The 19,265-nt window shown below is 63.8% G+C and carries 19 protein-coding genes; 15 read left to right on the top strand and 4 right to left on the bottom strand.

Annotation, left to right across the window (positions count from 1 at the left end; genetic code table 11):
• Positions 1 to 6: 6 nt before the first annotated feature.
• Positions 7 to 360 (bottom strand): hypothetical protein, encoded by a 354-nt coding sequence (locus QM685_RS13395; RefSeq protein WP_415116596.1) that lies wholly within the window; start codon positions 358 to 360, stop codon positions 7 to 9.
• Positions 347 to 874, bottom strand: a complete 528-nt coding sequence (locus QM685_RS13400) for a thioesterase family protein (RefSeq protein ID WP_415116598.1) — start codon at positions 872 to 874, stop codon at positions 347 to 349. The genes QM685_RS13395 and QM685_RS13400 overlap by 14 nt, the downstream gene beginning before the upstream one ends.
• A 286-nt stretch (positions 875 to 1,160) precedes the next feature.
• On the opposite strand from QM685_RS13400, the gene QM685_RS13405 reads away from it, so the two are divergent.
• The 15 genes from QM685_RS13405 (at position 1,161) to QM685_RS13475 (ending at position 16,698) form a co-directional block, all read left to right on the top strand.
• On the top strand, positions 1,161 to 1,499 hold the full coding sequence (locus QM685_RS13405) for a DUF4148 domain-containing protein (RefSeq protein ID WP_415116600.1): 339 nt from the start codon (positions 1,161 to 1,163) through the stop codon (positions 1,497 to 1,499).
• A 354-nt stretch (positions 1,500 to 1,853) separates the two neighbouring features.
• A complete protein-coding gene (locus tag QM685_RS13410; RefSeq protein ID WP_415116602.1) occupies positions 1,854 to 2,894 on the top strand; it encodes a WD40/YVTN/BNR-like repeat-containing protein in 1,041 nt (346 codons plus the stop codon).
• A 22-nt stretch (positions 2,895 to 2,916) separates the two neighbouring features.
• Positions 2,917 to 3,783: an HpcH/HpaI aldolase family protein gene (locus tag QM685_RS13415; protein WP_415116604.1), complete on the top strand. Its 867-nt coding sequence runs from the start codon at positions 2,917 to 2,919 to the stop codon at positions 3,781 to 3,783.
• Positions 3,784 to 3,802: 19 nt separating this feature from the next.
• A complete protein-coding gene (locus QM685_RS13420) occupies positions 3,803 to 4,813 on the top strand; it encodes an ABC transporter substrate-binding protein (RefSeq protein ID WP_415116606.1) in 1,011 nt (336 codons plus the stop codon).
• Entirely contained in the window at positions 4,810 to 5,706 is an 897-nt protein-coding gene (locus QM685_RS13425; RefSeq protein WP_415116608.1) for a phosphate ABC transporter substrate-binding protein, read from the top strand. Before QM685_RS13420 ends, QM685_RS13425 begins: the two co-directional genes overlap by 4 nt.
• A gap of 49 nt (positions 5,707 to 5,755) precedes the next feature.
• On the top strand, positions 5,756 to 6,700 hold the full coding sequence (locus tag QM685_RS13430; protein ID WP_415116610.1) for a VOC family protein: 945 nt from the start codon (positions 5,756 to 5,758) through the stop codon (positions 6,698 to 6,700).
• 51 nt (positions 6,701 to 6,751) lie between these two features.
• Entirely contained in the window at positions 6,752 to 7,780 is a 1,029-nt protein-coding gene (locus tag QM685_RS13435) for an amidohydrolase family protein (protein WP_415116612.1), read from the top strand.
• A 37-nt stretch (positions 7,781 to 7,817) separates the two neighbouring features.
• Complete coding sequence (locus QM685_RS13440) at positions 7,818 to 8,597, top strand: SDR family oxidoreductase (protein WP_415116614.1); 780 nt, start codon at positions 7,818 to 7,820, stop codon at positions 8,595 to 8,597.
• Positions 8,598 to 8,609: 12 nt separating this feature from the next.
• On the top strand, positions 8,610 to 9,470 hold the full coding sequence (locus QM685_RS13445) for a fumarylacetoacetate hydrolase family protein (protein WP_415116616.1): 861 nt from the start codon (positions 8,610 to 8,612) through the stop codon (positions 9,468 to 9,470).
• An 82-nt stretch (positions 9,471 to 9,552) separates the two neighbouring features.
• Positions 9,553 to 10,905, top strand: a complete 1,353-nt coding sequence (locus QM685_RS13450) for a LysR family transcriptional regulator (protein ID WP_415116618.1) — start codon at positions 9,553 to 9,555, stop codon at positions 10,903 to 10,905.
• 104 nt (positions 10,906 to 11,009) lie between these two features.
• On the top strand, positions 11,010 to 12,428 hold the full coding sequence (locus tag QM685_RS13455; protein WP_415116620.1) for an MFS transporter: 1,419 nt from the start codon (positions 11,010 to 11,012) through the stop codon (positions 12,426 to 12,428).
• Positions 12,429 to 12,524: 96 nt separating this feature from the next.
• The gene (locus QM685_RS13460) at positions 12,525 to 13,262 is read left to right on the top strand and encodes a hypothetical protein (protein WP_415116622.1); all 738 of its coding nucleotides are present in this window, start codon (positions 12,525 to 12,527) and stop codon (positions 13,260 to 13,262) included.
• 40 nt (positions 13,263 to 13,302) lie between these two features.
• Complete coding sequence (locus tag QM685_RS13465; RefSeq protein ID WP_415116624.1) at positions 13,303 to 14,106, top strand: amidohydrolase family protein; 804 nt, start codon at positions 13,303 to 13,305, stop codon at positions 14,104 to 14,106.
• Between the two features lie 73 nt (positions 14,107 to 14,179).
• Entirely contained in the window at positions 14,180 to 15,391 is a 1,212-nt protein-coding gene (locus QM685_RS13470; RefSeq protein ID WP_415116626.1) for a CynX/NimT family MFS transporter, read from the top strand.
• Positions 15,392 to 15,555: 164 nt separating this feature from the next.
• Positions 15,556 to 16,698 carry a porin gene (locus QM685_RS13475; protein WP_415116628.1) on the top strand — a complete coding sequence of 381 codons (1,143 nt, stop codon included), beginning with the start codon at positions 15,556 to 15,558 and terminating at the stop codon, positions 16,696 to 16,698.
• 69 nt (positions 16,699 to 16,767) lie between these two features.
• On the opposite strand, the gene QM685_RS13480 is transcribed toward QM685_RS13475, so the two are convergent.
• Both QM685_RS13480 and QM685_RS13485 read right to left on the bottom strand, forming a co-directional pair.
• On the bottom strand, positions 16,768 to 18,057 hold the full coding sequence (locus QM685_RS13480) for a 4-aminobutyrate--2-oxoglutarate transaminase (RefSeq protein WP_415116630.1): 1,290 nt from the start codon (positions 18,055 to 18,057) through the stop codon (positions 16,768 to 16,770).
• A 172-nt stretch (positions 18,058 to 18,229) separates the two neighbouring features.
• Complete coding sequence (locus tag QM685_RS13485) at positions 18,230 to 19,066, bottom strand: EamA family transporter (protein ID WP_415116632.1); 837 nt, start codon at positions 19,064 to 19,066, stop codon at positions 18,230 to 18,232.
• Positions 19,067 to 19,265: the final 199 nt, after the last annotated feature.

The raw sequence follows: 19,265 nt of genomic DNA on the forward strand, positions 1-19,265 counted from the left end.
TCGATGCTACGTCGCTGGCGTAGCGTGATCGCGCGGAAAGTCGCATACCGCCCGATGCATCAACTGAGCGTCGCCCCCGGCCGCGCGAATATGCTCGACGAACACATGCGCGTCGTCGCGTAGTGGATCGTGTTCCGCGCTGAGCGCGACAAGCGGGATGGTCCATGCGGGGTAATGTGTGGAGGCGGTTCCATCTTCGCGATTGTCATCGCGCCTCTCTTCTGTTCTCTCCTCGTTTCCCCCCAATATGCGTCGCGAAACGCATGCACGTCGGCGAGCGTGAGCATCGGCACGATTCGACGGATAGAGCGCGCTGGCGCTTTCGATGAATGCGGCGATTGCCCGCTCAAGCGTGTCCATTCCCTTCCGGTTGCGCTGTTTTCCGTGCCGTGGTCGGCAGACCGATCACGCGTCCCGCGAAACGGGCCGGCGGCAACGTGGCATGCGCTCGCGCGAGCTCCCGCACGCGCGCTTCGACGTCGGGATCGAATGCGACGCCGCGCGGCCCGGTGGTGTCGACATGCAGCAGCATCTGTTCGCTCGCGGCGACGGGTTCGGCACGAGTGTCGTGCGTCGCGAACATTTCGAGGTACAGGTGCAGCCGTTTCGCGTCGTGCGCGAGTATGCGCATGTCGACGCGCACCTGGGTGCCTTCCTTGATTTCATGCAGATAGTTGAGATGCGCTTCGAGCGTGTAGATCGAGCGATGCCGTGCCGTGCGTATCGCATCGGGAAGCCCGATCAGGTCGATCAGCACGTCGGCCGCGAGACTGAAGACCAGCATATAGAACGCGTCGCGCATATGGCCGTTGTAATCGACCCATTCGGCGCGCACGGTTTCACGGTAGGACGGCAGAACAACGGAAGGCGGCATGGCGCGTGTCTCCTCGGTCGAATGCGATGGTGGTGGCGCGAGCGGCGCGTCGTGCTGCGTTGCCAGTTTAGTGCACGGCGATCCGGCCGCGCAGGCGGGCCGTTCGAATGACCGGGCCGGGCGCCCGATTGGCGCGGCTATCGCAACAGTGAATTCAGGGTTTAGGGGTTTTCCCGAGGTCGGGCGGTGCCTACACTGATTTCAACGCTACGAATGCATCGGATCGCACCAGGTCGCATCAGGGCTTCGCGGCAATCTCACAAGTAATTTCTGGAGGTAGGAAATCATGAAGTCGCTTATCCAAGCTGCTGTTGTCGCCGCTCTCGTCGCCACGCCGTTTGCGGCTTTCGCTCAATCGAACCAGAACGACCAACCGGTTACGCGTGCGCAGGTGCGTGCCGAGCTGATCCAGCTCGAGAAGGCCGGCTATGATCCGTCGACGATGAACGCCGATGACTATCCGGCAAATATTCAGGCAGCCGAGGCACGCGCTGCGGCTCAAAACCAGGCTGCGCAGACCAGCGGTTATGGTTCGCCGGCTCAGGGTTCGTCGCGGTCGGGCAGCCGCACGGATTCGGCCGTGAGTTCTTATTCGGTGCCGGTGGTCCACTACACGCATCAATGAAGTTGCGGCGCGGGAGCCGATTCCGCGCCGTTCACGCAGTGCTTCAATACGAATGGCCTGCTTTCACCCGATGGTGAAGCAGGCCATTCGCGCATTCGGCCACAACGAATACAGCGGCCGGCAACTGCCGGATCCGCCTGTCCTCCTCCGCATTTCCCCGCTTTTTCCCCTGCTTCTGTTTCGCTTTGGCATCCTCGCCAGCCGTATTTTCAGCGACTAAGCAAATTTCTATTGCCACCGCAGATTTTGAATAACAAAGCGTAGCTGGCGGCACTTACACTGCATTCCGAACTCCTGTTGAGCGCGCGTCCGAATTACGCGGCGGCGCTCGACGACCATTGATCCGGAGCCCTTATGAAGGAATTGATGCTGGTTGGTACCGCTGCCAATCGTCCGAATGCCATTGGTTCGATGTACCGTCTGAAGCCCGGCGGCGAGTGGGAAAAGCTGACCGACTTCCCCGACGATGCTTCCGTGCAGGCGATCACGCCGCATCCCGAGCGGCCCGATCTGCTGTTCGCGGCGACCCGCAAAGGCGTATATCGCTCGACGAACGGCGGCGATTCATGGTCGCGTCTGAACGTGACGGACGAGTCGATCCAGTTCTGGAGCGTCGTCATTCACCCGACGCGTCCCGACACGCTGTTCGCGGCCGGCGGCCCGGTCAGCATTTATCGCAGCGACGACGGCGGCGACACGTGGCGCAAATGCAAGGCCGATCATCCCGAGCGCTTCAAGATTTCATTCGGCGATTCGCGTGTGATGCGCATCGCGTTTCATCCGCTGAATCCCGATGTGATGTACGCGGTGGCCGAAATCAACGGCTTTCTCGTCAGTGAGGATGGCGGCGACACGTGGCGCGGCGAAGCAGAAGGTCTGCTCGAACTCTCCAGACTGCCGCATCTGAAAAGCCGGATCGAAACCGACGACGACGCCGAAGGCGTGTTCGACGCGCACTCGGTCTGCACGACACGCGCCGACCCGGACGCGTTGTTCTATGTGTGCCGTCTCGGCATTTTCGAAAGCCGCGACAAGGGCAAGACCTTCCGCGATCTCGAAGTCGGCAAGTTCGCGCCGTTCACGTATGCACGCGATTGCCGCTTCGTCTGCGACGACCCGAACAAGATGTACGCGTGCTTCAGCATTTCGTCGCGTAGCAATGCCGGCGCGCTCTATGCGAGTGACGATCTCGGCAAGAGCTGGTATCGCGCCGATGCGCAGGTGAAGCCGGCAAGCACGATGCTCGGCTTCGGCGTGCATCCGACCGACCCCAACGGGGTGATCAGCGTCACGCGCGGCGGCCAGGTGTTCTTCACGACCGACGGCTGCAAGAGCTGGACCGAAAAACCTCTGCCGCCCGGCGCTGGCGATGCATTCTGCGCGGCGATGCTGTAAGCGAACCAGGGACGATGAAACCATGACAGAAAGACTCAATGGCGTGATCCGCGCGCTGCAGACCGGACGCCGTATCGCGCTGACGTCGTTCATCCCGGCGGAAGTGGAATCGGCGGTCGCGTTTGCGCAATCGTCGAACGACGGTGTCGTGTTCGAACTCGAGCACACGCCCTGGGATATCCGTGCGTTGCGTGAATCGATGCAGTTTCTGCTGCTGCGCGAGCGCATCGCGAAGGCGCAGTCGATTGCCTGTCAGATGACGCCGCTCGTACGTATTCCGCCGAGCGGCAGCGAAATGAACCAGTGGTTCGCGAAGCAGGCGCTTGATCTCGGCGCGTACGGCATCGTGTGGCCGCGCATCAGCACGCCGGAAGAAGCCTATAACGCAGTCGCCGCGTGCCGTTATCCGCGTCTGAAGAGCGCGCCGCGCTACGAACCGGCCGGCCTGCGCGGCGATGCGCCGATGCCCGCCGCGCGCTACTGGGGCGTGTCGCAGCAGGAGTACTACCGCAAGGCCGACGTGTGGCCGCTCGACCCGGACGGCGAAGTGCTGGTCGTGCTGATGATCGAGGACACGCGCGCGATCGAAAACATCGAGGCGATCGTCAAGCAGGTGCCGGGCATTGGCGTCCTGCTGATCGGCGAGGGCGATCTGACGCAGGAACTCGGCTGTCCGCGCCAGTACGACAATCCGGAATTGCTGCGCATGATGGCTCACGTGCTCGAAATCGGTAACGCATACGACATTCCGGTCGGTCATCCCCATGTGACGGGTCAGAACGTGAGCCGGGTCATCGAGCAGGGCTATCGTTTTCTGATGACCTATCCGAAGCGCGATTTCTCGGCGTTGGAAAAAGGCCTGCAACTAGCCGGCCGTTCGGCCAGCTAACGCGAACACGGGAGGATTCATGACAGCAAGACTGTCCATCGTGCTGGGGCCGCACGGACAGGTGCGCGATCTGCGCAACGGCGCCGTGAGCGTCGAAGGGTTCGAGCTCGAGTTCATCGAAAAGAAGCGCATGCCGGATGCCTATCGCGAGATGGCGCGCAGCCAGCCGTACGACATCTGCGAAATGGCGCCGACGTCGTATCTGATGGCCGTCGCGGCGGGCGCGCCGATTACCGCGCTCGCGATTCCAATGACACGGCGGTTCCGTCACGCGGGGATGCAGCGGCTGCGCGCGTCGACGATTCGCGAACCGAAAGATCTGGAAGGACGTCGCGTCGGCGTGCGGACCTATTCGGTCACCGCGGCGGTGTGGACGCGCGGTATTTTCGCCGACGAATACGGTGTCGATTCCGACAGGGTGACGTGGATCACCGAGGAAGAAGAGAACGTCCAGAGCTTCGTGACGCCGCCGAATGTGCAGCGGCTCGCTGAAGGGCAGTCGATCGCGGACCTGCTGAAACGCGGCGAGCTGGAAGCCGCGTTCGGCGGACTCGCGGGCGCGGGCAACGATCTCGACGGCGAACTCGTCGAGATCGTCGAAGACGCCGACGCACGCGAGCGCGACTGGTTTCGGCGCACGGGCATCTATCCGCTGCACGGCATGATCGTCGTGCGCAACGATGTGCTCGACCGGCATCCGGCGCTTGCGACGGCACTGTTCGACGCATTCACCCAGGCGAAGGCCGGCTATCTCGAGCGCATTCGCAGCGGCGAGGCCGACGGCGCCGAGGACAGGCGCTATCGCGAACTCGCGCGATGGGTCGGCGATCCGCTGCCGTATGGCTTCGACGAAAACGCGAAATCGCTCGCGGCGCTCGTGCGCTACGCGCACCGGCAGAGGCTGATTCCAGACGAGCCGCCGTTGCAGGCCGTCTTCCACGATCCGCGCATGAGCAATAGCAACAGTAACAGCGGCAGCGGCAGCGGCAACGCACGGCACGAAACGCTGGTCACCACGAGCCGCACATGAAAGGGACCGATATGACCACGCTCACCGCGATGATGGGCACTTACGAGAAGACCGCGCCGCTGAAGGACGGTAGTGTCGCGTCGTCGCTGCTGCGGCTCGATTTCGCCGATGTGGACACCGCGCAGAAGGCATTCAAGGACGTCGTGCGCGGCCTGAAGTTCGACGTCGCGGAACTCGCGGTCGTCACGTTCCTGCAGGCTTACGAGGCCGGCAAACCTTACCTGATGCTGCCGTTCGTGATGAACGGAAACTTTCACCACAAGAGCATTCTGTGTCGCGCCGACGATGATTTGCGGCCACAGGACCTCGCCGGCAAAACGGTCGCGATGCGCTCGTATGCGCAAACCACGCCAACGTGGGTGCGCGGCATTCTGTCCGACGAATACGGTGTCGCTCTCGACAAGGTGCGCTGGCTCACGCAGGAAGGCGCGCACGTCGCCGAATATCACGACCCCGATTTCGTCACGCGTATCGATTCGACGCTGAGCCTCGAGGACATGCTGCGCGCGGGAGAGGTCGACGCGATCATCGCGGGCGGCGCGCTATCGGGCGATCCGGGTATTCGCACGTTGATTGCCGCGCCGCAGGAGGCGGCGATGGCGTCGTATCGTCGTACACACGTCGTGCCGATCAATCACGTCGTGGTGATTCGCAAGGAAATCGCCGGGAACCGGCCTGAACTCGTGCGCGAAGTATTTCATATGCTACAGAAGAGCCGTGAGGCGAGCGGCGATCGGCCGTCGGCGAACGGCCCGGATTTGCAGCCGGTCGGCTTCGATGCGCTGCGTCCCGCGCTCGAAACGGTGATCCGGTACGCGTTCGAACAGAAGCTGGTTTCGCAACGTTATACGGTTGAAGCGTTGTTCGGGAACGTCGCGGACATCTTGAGCTGAAGCGCGTTACGGTACTGCACCGACAACGGAAAGCTTTAAGGAGACAGTGGTGGCTTCACCGATTACTGGAATGTCATATGTCCGGCTGAGTGCGCCGGATCTCGGCCGCATGCAGGCGTTTCTCGAAGATTTCGGCATGGTGCTCGCGCATCGCGATGCGAAGCGCCTCTATATGCGGGGTGTCGGCGATGCGCCGTTTCTGCATGTGACCGAACTCGGCGCGCCCGGCGCGATCAGCTTCGGCTATGAACTGAGCGAGGACGCCGACGTCGCCGCGCTGGCGAAGCTGCCCGGCGCGCAAGGCATCGAGTCGCCCGACGTGCCGGGTGGCGGACAACGCGTGCGGCTGCGCGATCCGAACGGCTTCTGGCTCGAACTGGTGACGAATCGCGAACGCATCGCGCCGCTGCCGCCGCGCGCGCTCGTGCGCGGCCCCGATGGCGAAAGCCGCTCGCTCGGCCCCGCGCGCATCGTGCGGATTGCGCACACCGCGTATGCAACGCCGAATCTCGCGGACACGATCGGTTGGTATCAGCGCACGCTCGGCTTGCTGCCGACCGACGAACTGTTCGTCGGCGAAGCGAGCAATGTGATCGGCCAGTTCAATCGCGTCGATCGCGGCGACGAGCTGGTCGACCATCACGTGATCTTTCTGTTGCGCGGGCAACGGGCCGGCATGCATCACGTGTCCTACCAGGTCGAAGGCGTCGACGACATTTTCTTCGGCTACGACCACATGGTCCACCGTTCGCACGATCACGTGCGCGGCATCGGCCGTCATGCGCTCGGCAGTCAGATTTTCGACTACTGGATGAGCCCGTTCGAGCAGATGCACGAGCACTGGATCTCGCAGGAAAAACTCAATGCGGCGAGCCGCTTCAACCGCATCCGGATCGGCGAGGGGATGAGTTACGACACTGGCGAGAAGCCACCCGAGCGTTTCGTCAGGCAGGCCACGCAGATTGTCGAATGGCCACGAGGAGCGGGCGCCTGACGCGCGGTGGCCGCTCGCCGGACTTCGCATCCAACAACACGGTAAATCACGATGATCATTGACTGTCACGGGCACTTCACGACAGTGCCGAAAACGCTGCACGAATGGCGGCGCCGTCAGCTCGAGAATGGCGGCGGTTTTTACGGCGCGCCGCTCGATATCCCGGACGACGAATTGCGCGCCGCGCTCGAAAACGGTCAACTGAAAGAGCAGCGCGCGCGGGGCCTCGACCTCACGCTGTTCTCGCCGATCGCCGGGCAAATGGGACATCACCTCGGCACGCTCGATAACAGCATCGAATGGTCGCGCCTGAACAACGATCTGATTCATCGGGTCTGCACGCTGTATCCCGACAATTTCGCGGGCGTGTGTCAGTTGCCGCAATCGCCGGGACATGGGCTCGAAGCGTCGGCGCGGGAGCTCGAGCGTTGTGTGCTCGAACTCGGTTTTGTCGGCTGCAATCTGAACCCGGATCCGTCCGGTGGCTACTGGACCGACAAGCCGCTGACCGACCCCATCTACTATCCGCTCTACGAGAAGATGGTCGAGCTCGACGTACCCGCGATGATTCACGTGAGCAGTTCCTGCAATCCGTGCTTCCATCACGTCGGCGCGCATTATCTGAATGGCGACACGACCGCGTTCATGCAGTTGCTGCTCGCGCCGCAACTCTTCAAACATTTTCCGACGCTGCGCTTCATCATTCCGCACGGTGGCGGGGCGGTGCCGTACCACTGGGGACGTTATCGGGGGCTCGCGCAGGACATGGGTTTCGAAACGCTCGACAACGGGCTGCTCAACAACGTGTTCTTCGATACCTGCGTCTATCACCAGGCCGGCATCGACCTGCTGACGAAGGTGATTCCCCATCGCAACATCGTTTTCGGCTCGGAGATGATCGGCGCTGTGAAAGGCATCGATCCGCAAACCGCTCATCACTTCGACGACACCGGCCGTTATATCGTCGCGACGCCGCATCTGGATGATCGCGACCGGCGGGAAGTGTTCGCGGGCAATGCGCTGAAACTCTATCCGCGCCTGAAAGAGCGTTTCGCGGCAATGGCCGATAAAGCGCGCTAAAGGCCGGGGAAATCAACGAAGTCATAAAGGACAGGTCATGGATTTGGGAATCGCCGGAAAGAAGGCACTCGTTTGCGCGTCGTCGCGAGGCCTGGGGCTCGCGTGCGCGACGGCGCTGGCGCGTGAGGGTTGCGAGGTCTATATCAACGGCCGCAACCTCGATGCGCTGGAAACCGCCGCCGCGCGGATCGAGGCGGTGGCCGGCCGGCGTCCGCGCATCGTCGCCGCCGATCTGAACACGGAAGCCGGGCGCGCGAGTCTGATCGAAGCGTGCCCCGCGCCGGACATCCTGATCAACAACAACGCGGGACCGGAGCCGGGCAAGATCGGCGACTGGAGCCGCGAGGACTGGCTCGGCGCGGTCGAAGGCAACATGCTCGCGCCGATCTTTCTGATCAGGGCGTTCGTGCCGGGCATGCGCGAGCGGCGCTTCGGACGCATCGTCAACATCACGTCGGCGATGGTCAAGTCACCGAGCGCGATGATGGGCCTGTCGGCCGCGGTGCGGGCGGGGCTCACCGCACTGAGCAAATCGGTGCAGCGCGACAGCGTGGCCGATAACGTGACGATCAACAACATGTTGCCGGAGCGCTTCGACACGGACCGTCAGCGCTATATGGCCGAGCGCATGATGAAGAAGGACGGCATCACGATGGCCGAAGCGAAGCAGCGGATCGCGGCGACGATTGCCGCGAAGCGGCTCGGCGATCCGATGGAATTCGGCGATGCCTGCGCGTTCCTGTGCAGCGCGCAGGCCGGCTATATCTCGGGACAGAATCTGCAACTGGATGGCGGCTCGTATGCCGGCCTCGTCTAACGGAGAAGTGAAGTGAAATATTCCAGCTTTGAAATCGACGGTCGCAACACGTACGGCGTCGTGGTCGGCGACGGCGTCGTCGATCTCGGCAAGCGTTTCGGTCATGAATACGCGGACCTGAAGGCGCTGCTCGCCGCGGGTTTTCCGCGGCACGTCGCGGCCGCCGCCGCGGCGCCTGCCGACTATGCGCTCGATCGCATCCGCTTTCTGCCGCCTGTCGCAGCGCCCGTGCACATCTGGTGCCTCGCGCTCAATTACGCCGAGCATCACAACGAAGTGCAGAGCGCGGGCCGCGTTCAGGAATTGCCGAAAGCGCCGGCGCTGTTCGCGCGCGCCGCGGATTCGCTGGTCGGCCACGATGAGCCGCTGCTGCATCCGGGCGTGAGCGAGCAGTTCGACTTCGAGGGCGAGCTCGTCGTCGTGATCGGCAAGCCCGGCTACCGGATCGCCGCGAAGGACGCGTTCGAGCATATCGCGGGTTTTACGATCATGAACGAAGGCAGTGTGCGCGACTGGCAATTCCATACGCGGCAGATCACGCCCGGGAAAAACTTCTACCGCAGTGGCTCGATCGGACCGTGGATCGTGCCGCGCGGCGAGATCGAAGACGTCGATCAACTGCGTATCCGCACCACGCTGAATGGCCAGGTGATGCAGGACGAGTCCGTCAGCGCGATGATTCACAAGATTCCGCGTTTCATCGAATACGCGTCGACGATCGCGCCGCTGTATCCCGGCGATATCCTCGCAACCGGCACGCCGAGCGGCGTCGGCTTCTCGCGCACGCCGCCGGTATTCATGAAAGTGGGGGACGTGTGCGAGATTTCGATCGACAGGATCGGAACGCTGCGCAATACGGTGGGCCGCGAGTAGCGCGGGTAATGTAGAAAGGTAGAAAGCGTGACGGACTTTTCATCCGGTCAACCTGTTTGACCCCGTTGATTCAGGAATGGCAATGCGACGAATCGAGACCGCTGCGTCCGAGAAAGATCTGCCGGGCATCTGGCAGTTGCGGGTCTTCGAGACCGTCGCGCGCCATGAAAACGTCACCCAGGCATCGCAGGAATTGCTGCGTTCGCAGCCGGCCACCACCTCGTGCGTCGCGGCGCTCGAAGGCATGCTCGGCGTCGCGTTGTTCGAGCGCTCGCCGACCGGTACCTATCTGACGCCGGTCGGCGTCGCGGCATTGGTACGCACGCGCAAGATCCTGCAATTCGCGGAGGAAGCGGCGCAACTGGTCGGCAGCACGCGCAAGGTGTCGCCGCTCGCGCTCGCGAGCAGCATCACGCGTACGCAGATGCGTTGTCTGATCGCGATCGAGGAATGCGGGTCGTTTCGCGCGGCCGCGCGGATGCTCGGCATCACCGAAGCCTCGTTGCAACGCGCGGCGCGCACGCTCGAGCAGAATCTGGGCGGGCAGTTGTACCGGCATACGTCGGCGGGCATCAACACGACGGAGATCGGCAGCGAGTTCGCGCGGCGCCTGAAACTCGTGTCGAGCCAGATCGCGGCGCTCGCCGAAGCCGTCACCACGTATGAGTTTCCGAAGGAGCGCACAGTGACGGTCGGTGTGCTGCTGCTCGATCCGACCATCCTGATCGTCAATGCGATCCGCTCGCTGACCGCGCAGTTTCCCGATGCGCGCGTCGTCGTGCTGAGCGGCACCTATGAGGCTTTGCTCAACAAGCTGCTGCGCGGCGAAATCGACTTCATGCTGGGCCTGCTGAAACAGCCGGGCAAGGCGTTCGATTTCGTCGAGGAGCCGCTTTATCACGAACGCTATTGCGTGGTGGCGAGCCGCGAGCATCCGCTGACGCGGCAAAACACGATTACCGTCGACGCACTCACGCGCTACCAATGGGTCCTGCCGCCGAAGGGCTCGCCGCGCCGCGAAGCGTACGAGCATATCTTCGCCGAGACCACGCCGCCGCCGGCGAGTATCGAAACCTACTCGCTTTCGACGATCCGCATCACGCTGTACGACGCCGAAATGCTGACAGTGCTGAGCTGGACCGAGGTGCTGAGCGAGCGGCGTTTCGGCTTTATCGCGCCGCTGCCGGTGGACGTGCCGTGGGACGGTCCGATCGTCGGCATTACGACGAAGCGCGACTGGCGGCCGAACGACGTGCAGGCGGCCTTTTTGCATCATCTGAAGCGCAACGCGACGGCGATTGCCGGAGAGTCGCTCGCGGAAACCTCTCCTTGGGCGGCTGAAACGCCGGAGATCCAGGACGTGCCGATGAAACCCGCAAGGTCCGGGAAGACGAAACGCAAACCGGCGCGGAATACGAAGCTTCCGCGCCGCTAGACACATTCCTGCTGGCAGGACCCAGAACATGCTGACGAATCGAGTCCGCAGGACCCGGCTCGTACTGCGAATACAAAACTCGAACGATGGAGACGGAGGCAACCATGTTGCAGATCAATAGCGGGCGCAGCCCGTTTCAGGAACAAACGCGATTGTCCGGAAACCAGAGGCTTCTGCTCGCGCTGGTCGGCGTGGGCAGCATGCTGGAGTTCTGGGACGCGTATCTGATCGGCTTCATCATGGCTTATCTGATCAAGCCGTGGGGCCTGACGTACGGGATCATGGGCGCGGTGCTGTTGTCATCGGGCGCGGGGGCGATCGTCGGCGGCGTCGTGTGGGGCAGCATGGCCGATCGCTTCGGCCGCAAGCCGGTGTTCGTCGTTTCTCTGCTGCTGCTCGCGGCGGCGAGCGTGGGCCTCGCGTTCACGCCCGAGCGCGGCTGGATCTATATGGCGGTGCTGCGCATCGTGATCGGTTTCTGCACGGCGGGCTACTTCATCCAGATCGCGCTCGTTCACGAGTTCACGCCGCCGCGTCGGCGCGGCATGCTGACCGGCATCGTCTCGGCCATCACCACAGGAGGGCTGCTGCTGGGCGCGTTCAGCGGCGCGTATGTGATTCCCGCAATCGGCTGGCGTTGGACTTTCGCGCTCGGCGCCGCGCCGGCCGTGATCGCGCTGATCGGCGCCGCGTCGATTCCCGAGTCGCCGTGCTGGCTGGGTCTGCAAGGACGCGAGGCGGCGGCGCGCCGCTCGATTGCGTGGGCACTCGGCAAGCCGTCTTTCGAAGATCAGATCGACGCACCGCAACCGGTGGCCTCGCGCGGGTGGTTGGAATTGCTGCGCTGTCCGCGCGCTGTCGTTACGACGACGCTGATCAACATCGGGCTGATCGGCGGCTACTACGGCATCGTGTTGTGGGCGCCCACGCTGCTCGCGCAGATCCAGCAATTCTCTCCAGCGGTCGCGGCAAAAACGATGATCGGCTTCAGCCTGCTCGGCATGCTTGCGCGCTTGTCCGCCGCGGGACTCGCGGACCGTATCGGTCGTCGCAAAACGGGCGGCTACTTTGCGATTGCGTCGGCCATCGCGTTGCTCGCCGCGGGCTATATCGGTCACGGCGATCTGCTCACGCCTGCGCTGTTCTGGGCGCCGCTGCTGCTCGCCTTCGTCTTCGCGGACGGCAGCTTCTCCGTGTGCGCCGCGTATTCGACGGAGATCTGGCCGTCGCGGCTGCGCGGCACCGGGTCGGGCTATGCGGGCCTCGCCGGTTCCGTCGGCAAGATCCTCGGGCCGCTCGGTCTCGCGATGACAGCGGGGTCGAGCAACGTCGTGATGCCGTCGGCAACCGTCAACGTGATCGTGCCGGCGTTCCAGTTCCTGGCGTTCTGCCTCGTGGTGTGCGGTCTCACGTATCTGACGATCGGCATCGAGGCGCGCGGCAAATCGCTCGAAACGATGGACAACAGCGAGGACGAAGCGCGCGCGTCGAACCCGTCGCCGGAGTACAGCAAAAACGGATGACCCCGGCAGTTTTTCGATTGGGCCTGCAAAGCGTAAGTCCATAGACTGGTCCACAACGAGGAACAATGCAGCAAGCAACGCAGACGCGAGGAATCGATGAAGAAATTGCGTGTGGGGATGATTGTCCCGTCATTGAACACGATCGCCGAGGACGACTTCCGCGCCTATTGCCCGGACGGCGTCGCGTATCACGTGCATCGCATCCGTTTGCGCAAGGAAGCGGGGCGCGTGACGATGGAAAGTCTCACGCGAGCTTACCTCGAAGCGATCGACGAAGCGGGCTATCTGAAAGACCTGTCGCCCGATGCGATCGCATTCAACTGCACGGGCGCGAGCGTCGCCAATGGCAAGGATTGCGATGCGAGGCTCGCGCAGCGCATGTCGGACGCGCTGGAGATTCCGTCGACCAATACGATGGTCGCGATCAAGCAGGCGCTTCGCGCGCTGAAAGCCGACGGCATTCTGCACGTTTGCCCGTTCAGCGACGAGTTCTCGAGTGTCGAGCGGCAGTCGCTGATCGACGCGGGCTTCCACGTATTGCGTACCGTGTCGCTCGGTTTCACCGACGCGAGAGCGGCCGCGCAAATGGAGCCCGCCGAAATCACCGCGGTGGTGCGCAGGCAGGTCGACGGCGATACGCGCGCGGTGCTGCTTTCGTGTGCGAACGTGCGCGCGTTCGAAGCCGCCGACGAACTCGAGCGCGGCCTCGATCTGCCGGTCGTCACGAGCAACCAGGCGATGCTGTGGTCGGTGCTGCACGCGGCCGGCTGGCGCGGCGATGCGCATGGCGAAGTGCGCGGCGCGGGCCGGCTGTTCCAGGTCGGCCGTTCATGAATCACCGATTTCATCCACGACAATCCGACAACGAACTTCCATGCCGATCGTAGACGCACAAGTACATGCCTGGTCCAACGGTGTTTCGACCGGGCACCATCGACGCACGCCGATCACCGGTGACGTCCTCAAGGCGGAAATGACACAGGCCGGGGTCGACCGCGCGTTGCTCGTGCCGCCGCTGTGGGACCCGGACGGCAATGCCTATTCGCTGTCGCTCGCGGCGGCCGAGCCGCGGCGTTTCGCGGTGATGGGCCTGCTCGACAGCCGGCTCGACAATCAGGACCGTCTGTTGCGCGCATGGCGCGAGCAGCCGAACATGCGCGGCGTCCGCTTCCTGTTCAACACGAAGGAGCGGCTGCGGCCGCTCGTCGACGGCGAGATGGAGCGGCTCTGGCCGATCGCCGAGGAAACCGGCCTCGTGGTCGCGCTGCTGGTGCCGAACGTGCTGCACGTGGTCGACGATATCGCGCGGCGGCATCCGCGCCTGCGGATCGTCGTCGATCATCTTGGCGTGCCGCGCGGCGCGTCCGGCCCGGCCGCGTTCGATCATCTGCCCGCGTTGCTCGCGCTCGCGAAGCATCCGAACGTACATGTGAAGGCGGCGGGCGTCGGCGATTACGCGCTCGATCCGTATCCGTTCCGTTCGCTCGACAGAACGTTGCGCCGCGTGTTCGAGGCGTTCGGCGCCGAGCGGATCCTATGGGCGAGCGAATTGTCGAGGCTGCATCATCCGTACCGGCAGTGCGTCACGCATTTCAGCGAGACGCTGCCGTGGTTGTCGGCGGCGGACCGCGAACTGATCATGGGCGGCAATATATGCCGCCTGCTCGAATGGGAGTGACGGGATCAGGCAGGCACGACTTCAATAGCGGCATGACACATACAACAATCACATGATTTCTCAGGAGACAGGCATGTTTTCCCCAGGCAGTTGGCCTTGCATCATTCTGCTGTACATCTACGGCACCGTCGCGACCTCGCTCGTGACGCAGTCCGTTCCCGTGATCGGCGACATCGCGAAGTACTTCGGCCTCTCGCACGCGAATGCCGGCTGGGTTATCTCCATTCCGTCGCTGATTACCGCGATTGCCGCGGTGTTCGGCGGCTGGCTCGTCGACCGCATCGGCGACAAGCGGGTGATTTTCGGCGGCTCGGTGTTCGCGCTGGTCGGCAATCTCATCGTGTTCGGCTCGCATGACGTGAGCACGCTGTTTTTCGGGCGCTTGCTGCAAGGTGTCGGCTATCTGTCGCTGACGGTCGGCGCGGTGACGCTGATCATGCGCACGACGACGGGCTCACGACGCAGCATCGCGCTCGGCCTGTGGACGTCGCATACGGCGGTCGGCATCGGCCTCACGCTGAGCATCGTCGCGCCGCTCGCGCAGCGCGGCGAGCTGTGGCGCTGGGCGTTCGGCGGCCACGCGATCCTGATGGCGGCGCTCGCCTGCGCGGTGATCCTGTTGCCGGCCAGGCAGGCCAATCTGCAAAGCCGCCGGCTTGCCGATATCTGGCTCGTGCTGAAGAGTCCACGGCCGTACCGCGTGGCGCTCGCGTCCGGTGCGTCAGCGTTTATCCAGACCGGCATCATGGCGGCGCTGACTGTCTATCTGTCGCGGCGTTACGCGATTGCGATTCCGGCCGCGGCCGCGGTGGGCACGCTGGCCGAAGTTTTCGTCGCGTGTGGTTGCCTGAGCGTCGGTCATCTGCTGAAAGCGGGCGTGCGCGGCGGGCGGCTCGCGATCGTCGGCGGCATCGTGATGCTGTGCGGCGGCGTCGGCCTGTATCTGCCGACGGTCGAACTCATTGCGGCCATCGTGGCGGTCTGCGTGTTTTCGCTCGGCATCGGTACGGTCAACGGCTATATCTGGACGCTGGTGCCCTCGTCGTCGCCGGGTGTCGGCACGCTGGGCGCGACGAGCGGCGTGGTAGCCCAGGCCACCTATCTCGGCGTGCTGCTCGGGCCGCCGGCGATTTTCGCGAGCTTCTACGAAGGCGGCTGGATGGTTCGCATCGGCCTTGTCGTGATTGCCGTCGTATTGCAGCTCGCGCCGATTCTCGGCTGGGGCCGTCCGGAAAATCTCGAAGACCGCCGGCACGGCCCGGTCGAGGCGCTGGGACCGAACTGATCCGGCCGCGGTGCGCGCGGCGACGTATCTCGCCGCTCTCTCATCTGTTGATGATCCGCCAGGACGGACAGCACAAGCTGTCCGGCGGACGACGCACGACGCGAGAAACAGGTGGTTCTGAATACGTGGGTCCATTCATAAAAACAGCGATATAAGGAGACATCATGAAGAGTCGGCAATTTACACGGAAGACGGCGGAGCGCGCGGGTCTATGCGCGGCGTTGACGGCGGCGGGCATCGGCTGCGCGCATGCGCAGAGCAGCGTCACGCTGTACGGGATCATTTCCACCGGCATCGAATACGTGAGCAACGTGAAGGGTTCGCACCTGTTCGCGCTCGCCAACGGCGGCATGATGCCGCCGCGGTTCGGCTTGCGCGGCGACGAAGATCTCGGTGGCGGAACGCATGCGATCTTCACGCTCGAAAACGGCTTTTCGATTACCAACGGCGCGATGCTGGGCGGCATGTTCGGGCGCCAGGCGTATGTCGGCCTGAGCAATCAGCGCTACGGTACGATCACCGCGGGCCGTCAGTACGAGGAAATGACCAATAGCCTGTGGTGGGCCGAGTCCGCGAATATCTTCGCGGGGTTCGGCGCGCATATCGGCGACAACGACAACATGTTCTTCACGAACCGCTTCAACAATTCGGTGCGCTACGTGTCGCCGGCTTTGTCGGGACTGACGTTCGCGGGCAGCTACGCGTTTTCGAACTCGACGCAGTTCTCGAACAACAACGGCTTCAGCGGCAGCGTGAACTATGCAAATGGTCCGCTGAAGGCCGGCATCGCCGTCACGCAGTTCAACCGGCGCAGCAACGCGACGCCGTCGAACCTGACGAGCGGCGCGGTCGACAGCACCGGCTGGGGTTTCAGCTCGCCGTTCGTGGTCAGCCCGGCAGGCGCGGGCACGGATCAGCAGCGCATCATCGGCGCGGGCGCGGCCTACGATTTCGGTTTCGTGAACGTGCTCGTCAGCTATTCGAACGTGCTGTTCAACTATTCGGATTCGACGGGACTGCGGCTGCAGAACGGTGAATTGGGCGTGTACAAGCGCTTCACGCCTGCGTGGCTCGTCGGCGTGTCGTACGTGTACACGAATGCCGACTATTCCGGCGGCCGCTCGCCGCACTACAACCAGGTGACGCTCGCAACCGACTACCTGCTGTCGAAGCGCACGGATCTGTTCCTCACCGGCATCTATCAGCGCGCGAGCGGTCCGGGCGCCTATGCGCAGATCTATACCACGACCGCATCGAGCAGCCATTCGCAGACGCTCGTGCAGGCGGGTATCCGGCATCGGTTCTGAGCTGGCCGTGTCACTGTTTGATTGTTCGACTGTCTGACGCGGAGTGACACGGCAACGCGCGGGGAAGCCTCAAACCGCAACTGCGACGCTTTCCTTCAATACGTCCTCGAGTATCGCCATCGCTTCGTCGAACACAGTGTCCTGAATCGTGAGCGGAAACAGGAAGCGCACGACGTTCGAGTAGACGCCGCACACGAGCAGCAGCAGACCGCGTTCGAGTGCGCGCGTCTGCACGCGCTTCGCAAACTCCGCGTCCGGGCTGGTGCTGTCCGGCTTGCGGAATTCGGCGGCCACCATTGCGCCCGGACCGCGCACGTCCGCGATCTGCGGCACGCTGCGCTGCAATGCGACGAGCTTCGCCTTGAGGCGCTCGCCGAGTACGGTGGCGCGCTCGCAAAGCCGTTCTTCGTCGATGATGTCGAGTACCGCAAGCGCGGACGCGAGCGCGAGCGGATTGCCCGCATAGGTGCCGCCGAGGCCGCCGGGCGCCGCCGCATCCATGACCTCGGTGCGGCCGACCACGCCCGACAGCGGCATGCCGCCCGCGAGGCTCTTTGCCATCGTCATCAGGTCGGGCGCGACGTCGTAATGATGCATCGCGAACAGTTTGCCGGTGCGCGCGAAGCCGGTCTGCACTTCGTCGGAGATCAGCAGGATGCCGTGCTCGTCGCACAGCTTGCGCAACGCGCGCACGAAGTCGGCCGGCGCCGGATAGAAGCCGCCTTCGCCCTGTACCGGCTCGAAGATAATCGCGGCCACGCGCTTCGGCTCGATATCGGCCTTGAACAGCGAGTCGAGCGCCTTCAGCGAGTCGGCGGTCGTCACACCGTGCAGCGCGTTCGGGAATGGCGCATGGAACACGTCCGACGGGAACGGTCCGAAGCCGCTCTTGTACGGCACGACCTTGCCGGTCAGCGCCATGCCGAGCAGCGTGCGGCCATGGAACGCGCCGCTGAACGCGATCACGCCGGGGCGGCCGGTCGCCGCGCGGGCGATCTTGATCACGTTCTCGACGGCTTCGGCGCCGGTCGTGAAGAATGCGGTTTTCTTCGGATAGTCACCGGGCGCGCGCGCATTGATCTTCTCGGCCAGCTCGACATACGACGCGTACGGCACGACCTGGTACGCGGTGTGCGTGAAGCGATCGAGCTGATCGCGAATCGCGGCGACGATCTTCGGATGACGGTGCCCCGTGTTGCACACCGCGATGCCGGCGGCGAAGTCGATGAAACGGCGGCCTTCGACGTCCCACAGCTCGGCGTTTTCGGCACGCGCCGCGTAGAAATCGCACATCACGCCGACACCGCGCGGCGTCGCGGCATCCTTGCGGCTCTTCAGCTCGGCATTCTTCTGGGTCATCTCGATCGCTCCGGTGGCGGGTCTGGCGCCGCGCTCACCGCACGGCATCTGGAGCGACTATAAAGAGATTTGGCTCTCGACTTGAGAGCCATTTCGGTGAAATTGTAGGAGCCATTCTGGCGCACGGCGCGCCTCGCGCGTCACACGCACGTGCCGCCCGCCGCGTCGAACGTCAAATCCGGATCAGCACCGCCCCGAGCGTCACGAGTGCGCATGCAACGATCCGCCGCGTGGTCAGCTTTTCGCGCATGAAGACGCAGCCGATCAGCACCGCGAAGATCGAGCTCAATTCGCGCAACGCGGAGACCATCGCGATCGGCAGGTAGCGGTACGCCTCGATGATCAGGCAATACGCGCCGAGCGCGAGCACGCCGGACGCGATGCCCTTCACCACCAGCGCGCGGCCGATGAAAAGCCCCCTCGCGCCACCGCGCCAATGCCACGCGAGCAGGAACTGCGGGATGTTCCAGATCAGATAGACCCACATGATGTAGCTGAGGCCATTGCCCGCGACGCGCGCGCCGATGCCGTCGACCACCGAATACGCCGCGATGAAGAGACCCGTCAGCAGCGCGAACGGCACGCTTTCGCCGGAAAAGCGCATGCCGCGCCGAAACGCGAGCGAGACGATGCCGGTCGACACCAGCGCGACGCCGAGCGCCGCGAGCGGCTTCAGCGTTTCTCCCGCGAACACGAGCGCGCCGATGAAGACGAGCATCGGCGACAGGCCGCGCGCGATCGGATAGATCTGGCCGAAGTCGCCGCTCCTGTACGCGCGGATCAGCGCGAGCAGATAGCCCCATTCGAGCACCGCCGACGCGACGATATACGGCCACGCGGCCGGCGCGGGCAGCGGCAGCACGAGCACGCCGATCGCGCTGACCGCGAGATACGGCATCGCCATCATGCCGAGCAGCCAGACGCGGTCCTCGGACAGATGCAGGAACGCGTTCCAGGTCGCGTGAAGCAGCGCGGACAACAACACCAGCAGGACGACAAAGGTTTCCATCGACAACGGAGAGGGCGAGAGAGCAGGGACGGCGCGGGGGGGCGCAAGCCCGTGATTATTCCAGCAGAACGCCGGAACGGTGGGAGTGGACGACTAAATCGAAGGGCTTTAGGTGGGAAACGACGCGTTTTGCGGCGCGCAAAAGGCCGCGGCTACTTGCGCGGAAACGCGCTTCGTCCGTGCTGTTTCGTGGCTGTGC

Source organism: Paraburkholderia sp., assembly GCF_047605525.1.
GTDB lineage: Bacteria > Pseudomonadota > Gammaproteobacteria > Burkholderiales > Burkholderiaceae > Paraburkholderia.